Source organism: Lysobacter sp. GCM10012299, from assembly GCF_042649405.1.
GTDB lineage: Bacteria > Pseudomonadota > Gammaproteobacteria > Xanthomonadales > Xanthomonadaceae > Lysobacter_J.
This window is the reverse complement of the sequence record NZ_JBHRZC010000009.1, coordinates 59183-73516: the sequence shown is the minus strand read 5'-3', so window position 1 is coordinate 73516 and position 14334 is coordinate 59183. Positions and strand designations below refer to the sequence as shown.

The following is a 14334-nucleotide window of genomic DNA, read 5'->3' as shown; positions in this document are numbered from 1 at the left end:
CCAACCCCGTCATCCCCGCGAAGGCGGGGATTCCACCATGTCCGTCATCCCCGCGAAGGCGGGGATCCAAGGACGTTGACGTTGCGTCGTTGACGTCCATGGGTTCCCGCCTTCGCGGGAACGACGGTGATGCTTACTTGGTGATGGTCAGCTTCGTCTTCGCGCGAATGTCCTCGCTCGACGCACCGACCTGCACTTCATAGCTGCCCGCATCGACCGCGTACGCCTTCGCGCCCTCGTCGTAGTAACGCAGGTCGACCGTCGGATCGAGCTTGAAGGTCAGCGTGCGCTCCTCGCCCGGCTGCAGGGTCACGCGCTGGAAGCCGCGCAGCTCCTTGCGCGCACGCGGCTGCTTCGGATCGAGCGCGCGCACGTACAGCTGCACGACCTCGTCGCCGGCGCGCTTGCCGCTGTTGCGCACCTTCACCGTCGCCGCCACCGCCTGCTTCGCACCGGCCCTGGCGCGGTCGAGGCGCAGGTCGGAGTAGGCAAACGTGGTGTACGACAGGCCGTGGCCGAACGGATACAGCGGCTCACCCTCGTAGTAACGGTAGGTGCGGCCCTGCATCGCGTAGTCGTCGAACGCCGGCAGCTTCGCATCGGCCTTGTAGAACGTGACCGGCAGGCGACCGGCGGGGTTGGCGTCGCCGAACAGCACGTCCGCCACCGCGTTGCCGCCGCGCTGGCCGGGATACCAGGCCATCACGATCGCCGGCAGGTTGTCCTTGGCCCAGTCCACCGCCAGCGCGGAACCCGCGGTCAGCACCATCACCACCGGCTTGCCGGTTGCCTTCAGCGCTTCGAGCAGCTTGCGCTGCGTGGCAGGCAGGCGCATGTCGGTGCGGTCACCGCCGGCGAAGCCCGGATAGCTGACCGTCATCTCCTCGCCTTCGACATCACCGGTGAGGCCGCCGACGAAGATCACCACGTCGGACTCGCTCGCCACCTGCAGTGCTTCCTCGAACGGCGGCCTGGCGCCGGGCATGCGCCAGGCCAGGCGCACGCCTGCGTCGCGCTCGCCGTCGTAGTACTCGAGCTTGATGTCGTAGCTGCGGCCGGCCTCGAGCGTCACGTTGGTGCTGTCGGCGCGCAGGCGATCGGTATCCTTCCACTGGTCCAGCACGAGCTTGCCGTCGAGGTACAGGCGGAAGCCATCGTTGGCCGATGCTTCAAGTTGATAGCTGCCCGACACCGGCGGCAGCAGCTGGCCGCTCCAGCGGATGCTGAAGTTGTCCGACGGCACCGACTGCCCGCCGTGCGCCTCGCCGCGCGCCATCAGGTTGTCGGTCGGCGAGCCGCGATCCCAGCGGAAACCGATCTGCGAATCGACGCGCACCAGCGCCGGCTTGCCGGACAGGTCACGGCTGCGGAAGTACTCGCCGCGCAGGCCGCGCTCGCTCGAACCCTTTTCCGGGCGCAGGTACTGCGGCTCGATCAGCGGTGTCGCCGCCGGATCGTCGCGACCTTCGACCAGGTCGACGCCGCGCGCATGAACCACCTGCGCGTTCGGCACGGCCTGGCGGATGCCCTGCAGGATCGTCACCGGCGCGGACGGCGTGCCGTAGTAGTTGCCGAGCAGCGCCATGGTGTCGTCGGCGGTCGGGCCGACTACCGCAATCCGCTTCGTGTCGCGCGACAACGGCAGCACGCCGTCGTTCTTGAGCAGCACGATCGACTCCTGCGCGACCTTGCGCGACAGCGCGTCGTGCGCGGGCGCCTGGTTCACCGAGTACGGGATGCCGGCCCAGCGCACCTTCTCCGGCGGGTCGAACATGCCCAGGCGCATCCGCGCGGTGAACAGCTTGGTCAATGCCTGGTCGATCTCGGCCTCGCTGATCAGGCCCTTCTTCACCGCCACCGGCAGCGATGGCGTGTAGGTGTCACCGCAGTCGAGCTGGGTGCCGTTCTTGACGGCGAGCGCGGCGGCCTCTTCCGGTGTCGCGACGATCTTGTGGTGCTTCCAGATGTCGACGATGGCCCAGCAGTCGGAGACGACGTACCCCTTGAAGCCCCACTGGCCGCGCAGCGTGTCCTGCAGCAGGAACTTGCTGGCGCTGGCGGACTCGCCGTAGACGCGGTTGTAGGCGCCCATCACGGCGTCGACCTGGCCTTCCTTCACCAGCGCTTCGAAGGCCGGCAGGTAGGTCTCGTACAGGTCACGCTGGCTCGGCCTGGCATCGAAGGTATGGCGGTCCGCTTCCGGGCCGCTGTGCACGGCGAAGTGCTTGGCGGTGGCGTCGAGCTTGCGGTACTTCGGGTCGTCGCCCTGCAGGCCCTTCACGAAGGCCACGCCCATGCGCGCGGTGAGATAGGGATCCTCGCCGTAGGTTTCCTGGCCTCGGCCCCAGCGCGGATCGCGGAAGATGTTGATGTTGGGCGACCAGAAGGTCAGGCCCTGGTAGCGGCCATGCTGGCCCTGTCGCGCGAACTCGTGGTGCTTGGCGCGCGCCTCGTCGCTGATGACCGTGGCGGTCTCGTTCATCAGCGGCACGTCGAAGGTGGCCGCCATGCCGATCGCCTGCGGGAACACGGTCGCCGCTCCGGCGCGGGCGACACCGTGCAGCGCCTCGTTCCACCAGTCGTACGCCGGCACGCCGAGGCGTTCGATGGCGGGCGCGCCGTTCTGCATCTGCGCGGCCTTTTCCTCGAGCGTCATCCGCGAGACGAGGTCGGCGGCGCGCGCTTCGAAGCTCTTGTCGAGGTCGAGGTAAGCCGGCGTCGCGCACAGCGCCTGTGCGCTCGCGGCGAGGAGCACGGCAGCAATCACCGCGCGCAAGGTTGCAACCCCCGCCTTTCCGGAAACGTCATCCCCGCGAAGACGGGGATCCATGGACGTCGCGCGTGAAGCACCAACGTCCATGGATTGCCGCCTGCGCGGCAATGACGAGCAGGTTTCTTCCCGGCGAATGTCATTCATTTCTTCGTCTCCGTACGCGCATAGGGCCCCACCACCGCGCCGACGAATCCGCCGGCGACGTCGGTGCTGAGGATGGTTCCGTCTTCGTCCTTGCGCAGCCACTGCCAACCCTTGCCGTCGACATCGAAGCCGAACGAGTAGGCACCGCTGTCGCCGGTGATCTTCAGTTTCAGCGTCTTCGTGTTCGCGATGGCAGTGGTAGCGATGGTGCTTGCCTTGCCGTCGACGCTGCGCTGCAGGATCAGCTCCAGGCCGGCGCCAGCGCGGCGCACGCCCAGGAAGTACCAGTAGCGCTCGTTCTGGAACGCGACGATGCCGGCTTCCGTGCCCGCCTCGGCCGGCACCGTCAACGCGGTGCTCGACTCGAAGGCAAGGTGCTGCTGCCGTCGTGCCAGGAACGAGGGATTGCGCAATGTGCCCAGGCCTTCCGCCAGCGGATGGATCGCCAGCTGGCCAGGCCTAGCGGCCAGGTCGGCCCACGGCTGCTTGGGCACGCGCACGTGCATCCATGCGCGATCGAGCTTCGGCTTGTCGAACTCGTCGCGCCACGTGAAGTTGCCGGTCATCGGCGCCTGGGTCTTGCCGCGCTCCATGAAAGCCGGGCCCTGCAGTACCTGCGGTATCGCCCGTCCATGCTCGAGGATCACCGGCCAACCATCCTTCCACGTCACCGGCAGCAGGTACGTCTCGCGCCCGGTGTTGTAGTGCACGCCACCGTAGTTGCGACTGGCGAGGAAGATCGCCCACCAGCTGCCATCGAGTCCCTCGACCAGGTCGGCGTGCCCGGCGTTGGTGATCGGGTTCGCACGCGCCGGGTCGAGGTCGCGCTGGGTCAGGATCGGATTGCCCGGGTACGGCGCATACGGCCCCCACACGTTGCGACTGCGCAGCACCACCTGCGAATGGTCCGGCCCGGTGCCGCCTTCTGCGCAGACCAGGTAGTACCAGCCTTTGCGCTGGTAGATGTGCGGGCCTTCGATCCAGATCGGGTTCTTCGACGGGTCGACGCCGCCGTCGATCAGCACCTTGCGCGGACCGACCGGCTTGCGTTGCGCCAGGTCGAATTCCTGCATCCAGATCGCGCGGTGGCCGTCGTAGCGGGCCTTGCCTTGCGGCTCGCCGTTGTTGAGCAGGTAGGTCTTGCCGTCGGCGTCGAAGAACAGCGACGGGTCGATGCCGTCGATGGTCGGCAGCCACACCGGTTCCGACCATGGACCCGCCGGATCGGTTGCGGTGACGAAGAAGTTGCCGCCGTTGTCGACCGCGGTGTTGACGACGTAGAAGGTGCCGTCGTGGTACGCGATCGTCGGCGCGAACACGCCGCGCGACATGCCCAGGCCATCGAAGTCGAGCTGCGACGGCCGCTCGATGGCGTTGCCGATCTGTGTCCAGTGCACCAGGTCGCGGCTTTCGAACACCGGGATGCCCGGGAAGTAGGAGAAGCTGGAATTGACCAGGTAATAGCGGTCATTCGCGCGCACGACCGCCGGGTCCGGATGGAAGCCGGCGAGCACCGGGTTGCGGAAGCTCCCTTCCGGCAGCGGCTGCTCGAACGTGGCGTCGTGGCCGCTGTATTCGAACCAGTCGAACAGCACCGGCTCGCGCGCCTGGGCGTGCCCCAATCCTGCTGCAGCCGCCGACAACGCCAGCAGCAACGGAGCCATCTTCCTCGAAAGGTTCGTCATCGTGATCACCAGTCCCACATCGAGCCGTCTTCCAGGCGCGCGATCGGCAGTTGCTTGGGCGAGTACGGGTAGCGCGCGGCGAGCTTCTCGTCGATGGTCACGCCGTGGCCCGGCGCGTCACCGACGTGCAGGCGTCCGTCGCGGAACACGTAGTCGTGCGGAAACACTTCGTTGGCTTCTTCGGAATGGAACATGTACTCCTGGATGCCGAAGTTCGGCACCCAGGTGTCGAAGTGCAGCGCCGCGCCCATGCACACCGGCGACAGGTCGGTGGCGCCGTGGAAGCCGGTGCGCACCTGGTGCAGGCCGGCGAAGTCGGCCAGTCGGCGCAGGTGGGTGATGCCGCCGCCATGGACGATGGTGGTACGGATGTAATCGATCAGCTGGTTCTCGATCAGGTGCTTGCAGTCCCAGATCGAGTTGAAGACCTCGCCCACCGCCAGCGGCGTGACCGAGTGCTGGCGGATCAGCTCGAACGACTTCTGGTTCTCGGCCGGCGTGGCGTCTTCCAGCCAGAACAGGCGGTAAGGCTCGACGTCGCGGGCCAGGCGCGCGGCTTCGATCGGGCTCAGGCGATGGTGCACGTCATGCAGCAGCTCGACATCGTTGCCATGGTCGGCGCGCAGGCGTTCGAACAGCTTCGGCACGACTTCCAGGTACTTCGGCGTCGACCACACGGTCTCGGCAGGCAGTTCGCTCTCGGCCGGCTCGTACGGCTTGCCGCCGCTGGAGATGCCGTAGGCCTTCTTCACACCGGGTACGCCGCACTGCGCGCGCACGGCGAGGAAGCCCTTTTCGCGGTACTTGCCGACTTCCTCGCTGGCCTCGCTGATGTCGCGGCCGTTGGCATGGGCATAGACCAGCGCGCCCTCGCGCGAGCGACCGCCCAGCAGCTGGTACAGCGGCAGGCCGGCCATCTTGCCGAGGATGTCCCACAGCGCGACGTCGACCGCGGCAATCGCGGTCATCGTCACCGGGCCACGGCGCCAATAGGCGCCGCGATAGAAGAACTGCCAGATGTCCTCGATGCGGCCGGCGTCGCGGCCGATGAGGTTCGGTACGAGGTGGTCCTGCAGGTACGAGGCCACCGCCAGCTCACGGCCGTTGAGCGTGGCATCACCCAGGCCAACCACACCCGAGCGGGTTTCGATGCGCAGGGTGACGAAGTTGCGTCCCGGGCAGGTGACGATGACGCGCGCGTCGACGATCTCGCGGTCGCGCGAGGAGCCGTGGGTGGTGGTTTCGGTGTGGGCGCCGGTATGGGCGTTAGTGCTCATCTTCGAGTCGCTCGGCTGTGTGCGTTTACTTGATCGGGGTTTCGAACGGACCGGCCGGCAAGCCGGCGCCATCAAACAGGGTGCAGACCGGGCCGTCGGCCCAGCAGTAGCGCACGCGCGTGGCATCCGCCGCCGCAGTGGCGCGCAGGGTCACGCTGTTGCCACTGATGCGGGCATCGGCGTAGTGGCAGCTGTCCTTGGCCGCGCCGCACAGCTCGAAGCCGATCGGGCCATCGGCGCCGAACGCGACCAGGCCGTCGCTGACATCACCGAACGCGAGCACCACGGCGTCGCCTTCGCGTTTGGCCGATGCCGGCACCGGGCCCGAAGGCGGCTGCTTCTCGCCGTAGATCGCATGCCGCGCAGCGCGCGCGAGGCGGCGCCCGAGCTCCTGCTTGTTCGGCGGATGGATGTCGTAGTGGTCGCCGATGTCGATCGTCACCGCCAGCCCGCTGTGGGCATCGTCATTGGCGACGATGCGCTGGGCTTCGCGCAGTTCGGCCCAACCGCTTTCGGCCGGTTGCGACTTCGGCATGCCATAGCCGGCCAGCTGCACGATCAGCACCGGCAGGTCGGCACCGAAGCGCGAACGCCAGTCGTTGCGCCACATGCGCAGCAGGTCGGCATAGCGATCGGCTTCGAAGGTGTTCGACTCGCCCTGGTACCAGAGCATGCCGCGGAACCCGTACTTTCCGATCGGCGCGATCATGCCGTTGTAGAGCGTCGACAGGCCTGCGGCCGTCTGCCACGGCGCGCGCGGCGGCCAGTCGTAACCCGGCGCCGGACGGTACTTCCAGGCGCCGTCGAGCGGCACGGTGGTGCCGTCCTTGAAGCGCACCGCATACGCCGACGCGGGACCGCTCATGCCGCCGGCGCGATAGGTGTCGAGCACGTTGATGGTGACCGAGTTTTCGCCGGCCTTGAGCAGGCCAGCCGGCAACGGGTATTCACGACCGGAGCCGGGCCCGTAGGTGCTGCCGACGCCGTGGCCATTGACCCAGGTCATGTCGACTTCGTCGATCGAACCCAGCAGCAGCACCGCGTCCTGCGCGGCCTGCTGTTCGGTGAGCTTCACCGAGGTGCGGAACCAGACCATGCCGTCGTAGGCGGCCAGGTCCTTCACGCCCCACTCTTCCCACGGACCGAGCGCGCGCGGTGCATTGCGCCAGCCCTCGCCAGCGTTGTAGCCGGCCGCCCACGGTTCATCGCCGGCCTTGAAGTCCTTGCGACCGTCCCACCACTTGCCCCAGACCTCGCCCCACTGCCCCACTGCGGCGACAGGGTCCTTCGCGTATGACGCGAGCACGTCGAGTTCGTCGTCGTACTGGCCCGAGGCACGCAGCGCCTCGCCGCTGGTCCAGGCCTGGATGCGCGAGCCGCCCCAGGCGGCCGTGACCAGGCCCATCGGCACCTTCACGGTCTTCTGCAGTTCGCGAGCGTAGTAGAAGCACGCGGCGGAGAAATCGGCCGTGGTCTCCGGCGATGCCTTCAGCCACTTCACCGGCGCGGCAAAATGCTCCAGCGGCGTGACGCTGCCGGTTTCGCCGACGGTGAGCATGCGGATGGCGTCGTTGGCGGATCCGGCGATCTCGGCGCGCGAGTCGAGCGTGCGATGCACCTGCAGCACCATGTTCGACTGGCCGGAGCACAGCCACACGTCGCCGACCATCACGTCGTCGACGGTCTGCTTCAGGCCGCCCTGCGCACTCACGCTCAGCGTGTACGGCCCGCCCGCGGCCATCGGCGGCAGGTTCGCCTGCCAGCGACCATTCTCGTCGGCGCGTGCGTTGGCCTGCTTGCGCGCGAGCGTCACCTTCACCACCTGCCCCGGTCCGGCCTGGCCCCACACGCGGATCGGCGCGTTGCGCTGCAGGACCGCGTGGTCCTGGAACATCTCGTGCAGCAGCGGTGCCGGCCTGCGCTCGGTCGTGGTCGCGCCGGGCTGGTCCTGCAGGGGTTCATGCGCGTTGCTGCCGGCGTTGACGGCTGACGTCGCCAGCAGCGCCAGTGCCAGCAGGCCGGCGCGCGGGAGACGCAATGATTTCGATACGGTGGAATTCATGCTGCCTCAGTGACCCGGCGCGAAGGGAAAGGAAAGGGCTTCGTAGTACTCGAGCGAATGCGCGGGCGGCGCGGCTCCCGCGGGCAACGGCCGCTGCGAGAACGTCTGGAAGTAAGCGATGCTGGCGTCGCGCCACCACTGCGCCTCCTTCTGCTGGATCGACAGGAACGTGGCGACCTCGGCGTGGCGCTCGGCGTCGATACGGCCGTCCAGCGCGCTCCAGGCCTGTTCCATCTGCTTCACGCTGTCGACGCCGTGGCCGTAGCGGTACACGAGCTCGTCCCACAGCGTGCGGCCGGACTGCGTGCGGTAATCCCACGGCACGTGGTGGAACCACAGCAGGTACTTCTCCGGCACGCGCTTGAGGTCGCCGAACTCGCGCGCCACCGGCGGCGCGTACTGGGCCACGGCATTGCTGCCGCTGGCGCTGCGATCGAAGCCGATGCCGTCACGGTTGGCGCGGTGGTAGTACACCGAGGTCCAGTCGGCGCGCGGACCGCCCGACACCCACGGGCCCGGGCCGTAGTGGTGACCGTTGCCCATCAGGTGATGCAGGCCGAGCGGCGTCATGTAGTCGACCACCGCTTCGCGCGAGCCCATCATCATCTCGACGATCGGCTTCACCACGTCGGCGTCGTTGGAGAACGTCATCCGCGTCCATTCCTCGGCGATCGGCCGGGCCTTGAGCGACGGATCCCAAGCCATGCGGCCGAACACATACCAGTTGGCCTGGTCGAACTGCGAGCCGCTCCAGTTGCGGTCCGAACCGATGTTGGCGGCACCGGCCATGCCGGTCAGCGCGTACTTGTGCAGCGAGCCGTCGACCACCTTGGCCACGGTCGAGCCCTTGCCGCGACGATGCGTGTCGGCTTCCAGCGTCTCCTCGTACATCGGCCCCAGATAGGCCAGGTGCGTGGCGAAGCCGAGGTACTCCTTGGTGATCTGGAACTCCATCATCAGCGGCGTCTTCGGCATCGCGCCGAACAAGGGGTGAAACGGCTCGCGTGGCTGGAAGTCGATGGCGCCGTTCTTGACCTGGACGATGACGTTGTCGCGGAACTTGCCGTCGAGCGGCACGAACTCGCTGTAGGCCTGCTTGGCGCGATCGTCCGGTTCCTCGTGCGAGTAGACGAAGGCGCGCCACATCACCACGCCGCCGTGTGGCTTGACCGCGTCGGCGAGCATGTTGGCGCCGTCGGCGTGGCTGCGGCCGTAGTCCTGCGGGCCAGGCTGGCCTTCGGAGTTGGCCTTGACCAGGAAACCGCCGAAATCGGGAATGACCTTGTAGATCTCGTCGGCCTTGTCGCGCCACCAGCGCTGCACCTGCGGATCGAGCGGATCGGCCGTCTTGAGGCCACCGATCTCGATCGGCGCACTGAAGCGCGCACTGAGGTACACACGGATGCCGTAGGGCCGGAACACGCCGGCCAGCGCAGCGGCCTTCTCCAGGTACATCGGCGTGAGGCTCAGCGCATTGGCGTTGACGTTGTTGAGCACCGTGCCGTTGATGCCGAGCGAAGCATTGGCGCGGGCGTAGTCGGTGTAGCGCGGGTCGAGGTAGTCGGGCAGCTTGTGCCAGTCCCAGATCGACTCGCCGGCATAACCGCGTTCGACATGCCGGTCGAGGTTGTCCCAGTGGTTGAGCACGCGCAGCTGCACGTGCGGTGCCTCGCGCAGGTCGAGCGCCGCCAGCGGCTGCGCGGTCTGGATCAGGCGCAGGAAGTGGAATGCGCCGTACAGCGCGCCGACATCCTCGTTGGCGGCAATGACCGTGGCACGGTGGCCGTCTACGGTGACGCTGCGTATCAGGTAGCCCTCGCGACCCAGGCCCCGCAGCTTGAGGCGAAGCCCGGCGATCAGCGGCGAGGACGCGGGCGTGCCGACGATGACGGCGCCGTCGGCGCTGGCCTCGTTGGCCACCGTCGGTGCGCTGCCCAGCAGTCCGGTGAGGCCGCGCAGCAGTTCGGCGCGCGTGGCGGCCTGGGTCGGCGTCGCGTCGGCGACGACCAGCTGCGAGACGTTCGCGCGATAGGCCGTGGCACTATCGGCCGGCAATGGCCGGTAGCGCAGCCACAGGTCGTAACCATCCTCGGCGTGCGCGACCGGCACGACCGACAGCGTCGCGAACAGGGCAACCATCGCCATCCCGGCCAGGCCCAGGCGCTGGAAGGCCCGGCGCAGCAGGCGCCTCGCCCCGGTAATCGCCCCGGAAATCGCCGTGGTGTTGTCGCTGCGTGGGGCGGTTGTCGGTACCATGTGCTTCGTTGTCATTCCCTGTCCGATGTCACTTTGGTGTAGATGAGAACGTCTGCGCCGACCTAAGCCGAGCTAAGGAAGGAACGTTGGAAAAGCCCAAGAAATCGGTTCGCCGCAAGGGTCGTGCAGTCACCATCGATGAGGTGGCGGCGCTCGCCAACGTTTCGCCGATGACCGTCTCGCGCGTCGTCAACGGCTACGGCAAGGTCCGCGAGTCCACCCGCGAACGCGTCACCCAGGCGGTGCGCGAGCTGGGCTACACGCCCAACCAGGCCGCCAGTTCGCTGGCCGCGGCGCAGGACACGCGCATCGCGCTGATCTACACCAACCCCAGCGCGGCCTACCTGCGCGAGCTGCTGGTGGGCGCATTGAACGGCGCCTCGCGAACCGCCGCGCAGCTGGTCATCGACACCTGGGAAAACTTCGACGCCGAGCAGCAGCGCCATGCCGCGCGTGCGCTGGCCAAGACCGTGGCGGGGGCGATCCTGCCGCCGCCGCTGTGCGAGTCCAAGGCCATCGTGTCCGAGCTGGTCAATGCCGGCGTGGCGGTGGTGGCCATCGCCTCCGGGCGCTTCAGCCAGGAAATCTCCAGCGTCCGCATCGACGACTTCCACGCCAGTCGCGAGATCACCGCGCACCTGATCGCGCTCGGCCATACCCGCATCGGCTACATCAAGGGCAATCCGAACCAGACCGCCAGCGCGCGCCGTTACGAAGGTTTCCAGGCGGCGATGAGCGAAGCCGGCATCGCGCTCGATTCGGCGCTCGTGCAGCAGGGTTACTTCACCTACCGCTCCGGCCTCGACGCCACGGAAAAGCTGCTGGGCCTGCGCAAGCCGCCGACGGCGATCTTCGCCAGCAACGACGACATGGCCTCGGCGGTCATCTCGGTCGCGCACCGGCGCGGCCTCGACGTGCCGCGCGACCTGTCGGTGGTCGGATTCGACGACACCTCGGCCGCGACCACGGTGTGGCCGGAACTCACCACCATCCACCAGCCCATCGCCTCGATGGCCGATTCGGCCGTCGACATCCTGTTGCGCAACATCCGCCGCAAGGATCGCAACACGCGCGTGGTGGTCGATCACGTCCTGCCCCACCAGCTGGTGTCGCGCGACTCGGTCGCACCGCCGGCCAAACCCGCCGGTCCGGACGACGCGACCGGCCAGTGACGCCCGCTTGACCGCGGGCGTCATGGCAACGCGAAACGGAAGCGCTGGAACCGGAAGCATCCCCCGGCTCAGCCTTCCATCTGTTCCAGTTCCCTGCCCTTGGTCTCGTAGACGTAGCGCAGGACGAAGAACACCGAAATGATAGCGGCCACGGTGTAGATGCCGTAGGCACCGGCCAGGCCAATGCTGCCCAGCAGCATCGGGAAGGTCACGGTGATGGCGAAGTTGGACGTCCACTGCGCCGCACCGGCGACCGCGAGGCCCGAACCGCGGATCTGGTTGGGGAACATCTCGCCCAGCATCACCCACATCACCGGGCCCCAGGACGCGTTGAAGAAGATCACGTAGACGTTGGCCGCGACCAGCGCCAGCGTGCCCATCGAATCCGACAGCGCCAGCTTGTGGTTGGCATCGATCGATCCGGTGGTGAAGGCCCACGTCATCAGCGCCAGCGACACTGCCATGCCGGCCGAGCCGACCCACAGCAGCGGCTTGCGACCGATGCGGTCGATCAGCAGCACGGTCACCAGGCAAGCACCGATGCTCAGTGCACCCGACAGCACGTTGATCAGCAGCGCATCGCTCTCGGAGAAGCCGACCGCCTGCCACAACACCGCGCCGTAATAGAAGACGACGTTGATGCCGACCAGCTGCTGGAACGTGGCCAGGCCAATACCGATCCAGACGATCGGGCGGATCTTGCCGGTCGCCTTGTTGACCAGGTCCGACAGCTGCGGGCGGTGATGGTCGGCCGAGAGCGATGCGTCGATCTCGGCCAGCTTGGTGCGCGCCTGCGCCGCACCGTACAGGCGCGTGAGCACCACCAGCGCATCGGCCTGGCGCTTCTTCACCACCAGGTAGCGTGGGCTTTCCGGAATCGTCAGCAGCAACACCAGGAACAGCAGCGACGGAATCGCCTGCACCCAGAACATCCAGCGCCATGCCGCCTGGCCCAACCACAAGCCCTCGGTGGAAGCACCGGCGGCCTTGGCCAGCAGGTAGTTGCTGAGGAAGGCGCAGAACAGGCCGCCGATGATCGCGATCTGCTGCACCGTGGCCAGGCGGCCGCGGTAGCGCGCCGATGCCACTTCGGCGATGTACGCCGGCGACATCACGCTGGCGGCACCGACGGCGAAGCCGCCGAGCACGCGCGCGATGACGAACATCGTCGATGTGGCCGCCGCGCCGGCGCCAATGGCCGACAGCAGGAACAACACCGCCGAGATGATCAGCACCGAGCGCCGACCCCAGCGGTCGGCCAGGCGGCCGGCGAAGAACGCGCCGATCGCGCAGCCCAGCAGCATCGAGGCGACCTCGAAGCCGAGGCCGGCCTTGCTGGACCCGAAGGCCTGCTGCAGTCCGTCGACGGTGCCGTTGATCACGCCACTGTCGAAGCCGAACAGGAAGCCACCGATGGTGGCCACGCAGCTGACCAGGATGATCAGGCGTGTGTTCTCGGCGTCGTGGTTGGACGTGGCGTTTTCGAGCGTGGCGCTGTTCATGGCCTACCCCTCATTGTTGATCCGGCCCCCTGTCACCGCGCGCGGCGCGGTGACCCTCCCTTCTTCCTTCCCCCGTTGCCGGAACGGGGGAAGGCGCGCGCCGCTCAGCGCATCAGGTACTGGTTGAGCAGGTTCTCGTAGCGCTCCTGCTTGCCGCTGATCTTGGCAGGCTCGCCCTTGCCCGCCAGTGCACTCAGCGCGGCGAGGTCCAGCTTGCCGCCGGCGAAGTCCTTGCCGGCGCCATTGTCGAAGCTGGCATAGCGCTCGGCGCGCCACTGCTCCCACGGCGACTTGGTCAGCAGCGCGTGCGCCACTTCCAGGCCGCGCGCGAACGCATCCATGCCGCCGATGTGGGCCAGGAACAGGTCGTCGGCATCAGTCGACTCGCGACGCACCTTGGCGTCGAAGTTGAGGCCGCCCGGCTGCAGGCCGCCCTGGCGCAGCACCACCAGCATCGCGCCGACGGTGTCGTACAGGTCGGTCGGGAACTGGTCGGTGTCCCAGCCGTTCTGGGCGTTGCCCCGGTTGGCATCGATGCTGCCGAGCATGCCGGCGTCCGACGCAACCTGCAGGTCGTGCTCGAACGTGTGGCCCGACAGCGTGGCGTGGTTGGCTTCGATGTTGAGCTTGAAGTCCTGGTCCAGGCCGTGCTCGCGCAGGAAGCCGACGACCGTGGCCGAGTCGAAGTCGTACTGGTGCTTCATCGGCTCCATCGGCTTGGGCTCGATGAGGTAGTTGCCCTTGAAGCCGATGCTGCGGCCGTAGTCGCGCGCCATCGTCAGGAAGCGGCCGAAGTGCGCCAGCTCGCGCTTCATGTTGGTGTTGTGCAGCGAGGCGTAGCCTTCGCGGCCGCCCCAGAACACGTAGTTCTCGCCGCCCAGCTCGACCGTGGCTTCGATCGCGGCCTTGACCTGCACGGCAGCGCGCGCGACCACGGCGAAGTCCGGGTTGGTGGAGGCACCGTTCATGTAGCGCGGGTGGCTGAAGAGATTGGCCGTGCCCCACAGCAGCTTCATGCCGGTCGCCTGCTGGCGCTCCTTGGCGATGGCGACCATGTGCTTGACGTTCTTCTCGTACTCGCCGATGTCGTCGGCGTCGGGCGCCAGGTCGATGTCGTGGAAGCAGTAGTACGGCACGCCGAGCTTGGTGAAGAACTCGAACGAGGCATCGGCCTTGGCTTCGGCACGCGCCAGTGGCGTGGAAGCGGCATCCCACGGATAGACGCGGGTGCCCGGGCCGAACGGATCATGGCCGGCGTTGCAGAAGCTGTGCCAGTAGCACACCGCGAAACGCAGGTGCTCGGCCATCGTCTTGTCGCCGATGCGCTTGTTGGCGTCGTAATGCTTGAACGCCAGCGGGTTGTCGGAATCGCGTCCCTCGAACGGGATGCGGCCAATGCCGGGGAAGTATTCGCGGGCGCCGATGAAGGGAGTCGTCATGGTGGCTGTCACTGTTCGGAGGTG

Annotated in this window: 8 protein-coding genes; 1 reads left to right on the top strand and 7 read right to left on the bottom strand. The window is 67.6% G+C overall.

What is annotated here, in order from left to right:
• Positions 1–133: 133 nt before the first annotated feature.
• The 5 genes from ACFOPO_RS17710 to ACFOPO_RS17690 all read right to left on the bottom strand — a co-directional run bounded on the left by ACFOPO_RS17710 (position 134) and on the right by ACFOPO_RS17690 (position 10086).
• Entirely contained in the window at positions 134–2830 is a 2697-nt protein-coding gene (locus ACFOPO_RS17710) for a glycoside hydrolase family 3 C-terminal domain-containing protein (protein WP_386704975.1), read from the bottom strand.
• Between the two features lie 83 nt (positions 2831–2913).
• Positions 2914–4602 (bottom strand): glycoside hydrolase family 43 protein, encoded by a 1689-nt coding sequence (locus tag ACFOPO_RS17705; protein ID WP_386704974.1) that lies wholly within the window; start codon positions 4600–4602, stop codon positions 2914–2916.
• A gap of 5 nt (positions 4603–4607) precedes the next feature.
• A complete protein-coding gene (gene manD, locus ACFOPO_RS17700; protein WP_386704973.1) occupies positions 4608–5879 on the bottom strand; it encodes a D-mannonate dehydratase ManD in 1272 nt (423 codons plus the stop codon).
• A gap of 25 nt (positions 5880–5904) precedes the next feature.
• On the bottom strand, positions 5905–7941 hold the full coding sequence (locus ACFOPO_RS17695) for a sialate O-acetylesterase (RefSeq protein WP_386704971.1): 2037 nt from the start codon (positions 7939–7941) through the stop codon (positions 5905–5907).
• Between the two features lie 6 nt (positions 7942–7947).
• The gene (locus ACFOPO_RS17690) at positions 7948–10086 is read right to left on the bottom strand and encodes an alpha-glucuronidase family glycosyl hydrolase (RefSeq protein ID WP_386705016.1); all 2139 of its coding nucleotides are present in this window, start codon (positions 10084–10086) and stop codon (positions 7948–7950) included.
• Positions 10087–10283: 197 nt separating this feature from the next.
• Here ACFOPO_RS17690 and ACFOPO_RS17685 point away from each other — a divergent pair, with 197 nt between their 5' ends.
• On the top strand, positions 10284–11369 hold the full coding sequence (locus tag ACFOPO_RS17685; protein WP_386704969.1) for a LacI family DNA-binding transcriptional regulator: 1086 nt from the start codon (positions 10284–10286) through the stop codon (positions 11367–11369).
• A 68-nt stretch (positions 11370–11437) separates the two neighbouring features.
• On the opposite strand, the gene ACFOPO_RS17680 is transcribed toward ACFOPO_RS17685, so the two are convergent.
• Together ACFOPO_RS17680 and xylA are read right to left on the bottom strand one after the other, a co-directional pair.
• Complete coding sequence (locus ACFOPO_RS17680; protein WP_386704968.1) at positions 11438–12871, bottom strand: sugar porter family MFS transporter; 1434 nt, start codon at positions 12869–12871, stop codon at positions 11438–11440.
• A 104-nt stretch (positions 12872–12975) separates the two neighbouring features.
• Positions 12976–14310: a xylose isomerase gene (gene xylA / locus ACFOPO_RS17675; RefSeq protein ID WP_386704967.1), complete on the bottom strand. Its 1335-nt coding sequence runs from the start codon at positions 14308–14310 to the stop codon at positions 12976–12978.
• Positions 14311–14334 lie beyond the last annotated feature (24 nt).

Coding starts and splice junctions, on each gene's coding strand:
- ACFOPO_RS17705 (WP_386704974.1), bottom strand. CDS start 4,602: ATGACGAACCTTTCGAGGAAGATGGCTCCGTTGCTGCTGGCGTTGTCG.
- ACFOPO_RS17695 (WP_386704971.1), bottom strand. CDS start 7,941: ATGAATTCCACCGTATCGAAATCATTGCGTCTCCCGCGCGCCGGCCTG.
- ACFOPO_RS17680 (WP_386704968.1), bottom strand. CDS start 12,871: ATGAACAGCGCCACGCTCGAAAACGCCACGTCCAACCACGACGCCGAG.
- manD (WP_386704973.1), bottom strand. CDS start 5,879: ATGAGCACTAACGCCCATACCGGCGCCCACACCGAAACCACCACCCAC.
- ACFOPO_RS17710 (WP_386704975.1), bottom strand. CDS start 2,830: ATGGATCCCCGTCTTCGCGGGGATGACGTTTCCGGAAAGGCGGGGGTT.
- xylA (WP_386704967.1), bottom strand. CDS start 14,310: ATGACGACTCCCTTCATCGGCGCCCGCGAATACTTCCCCGGCATTGGC.
- ACFOPO_RS17690 (WP_386705016.1), bottom strand. CDS start 10,086: ATGGCGATGGTTGCCCTGTTCGCGACGCTGTCGGTCGTGCCGGTCGCG.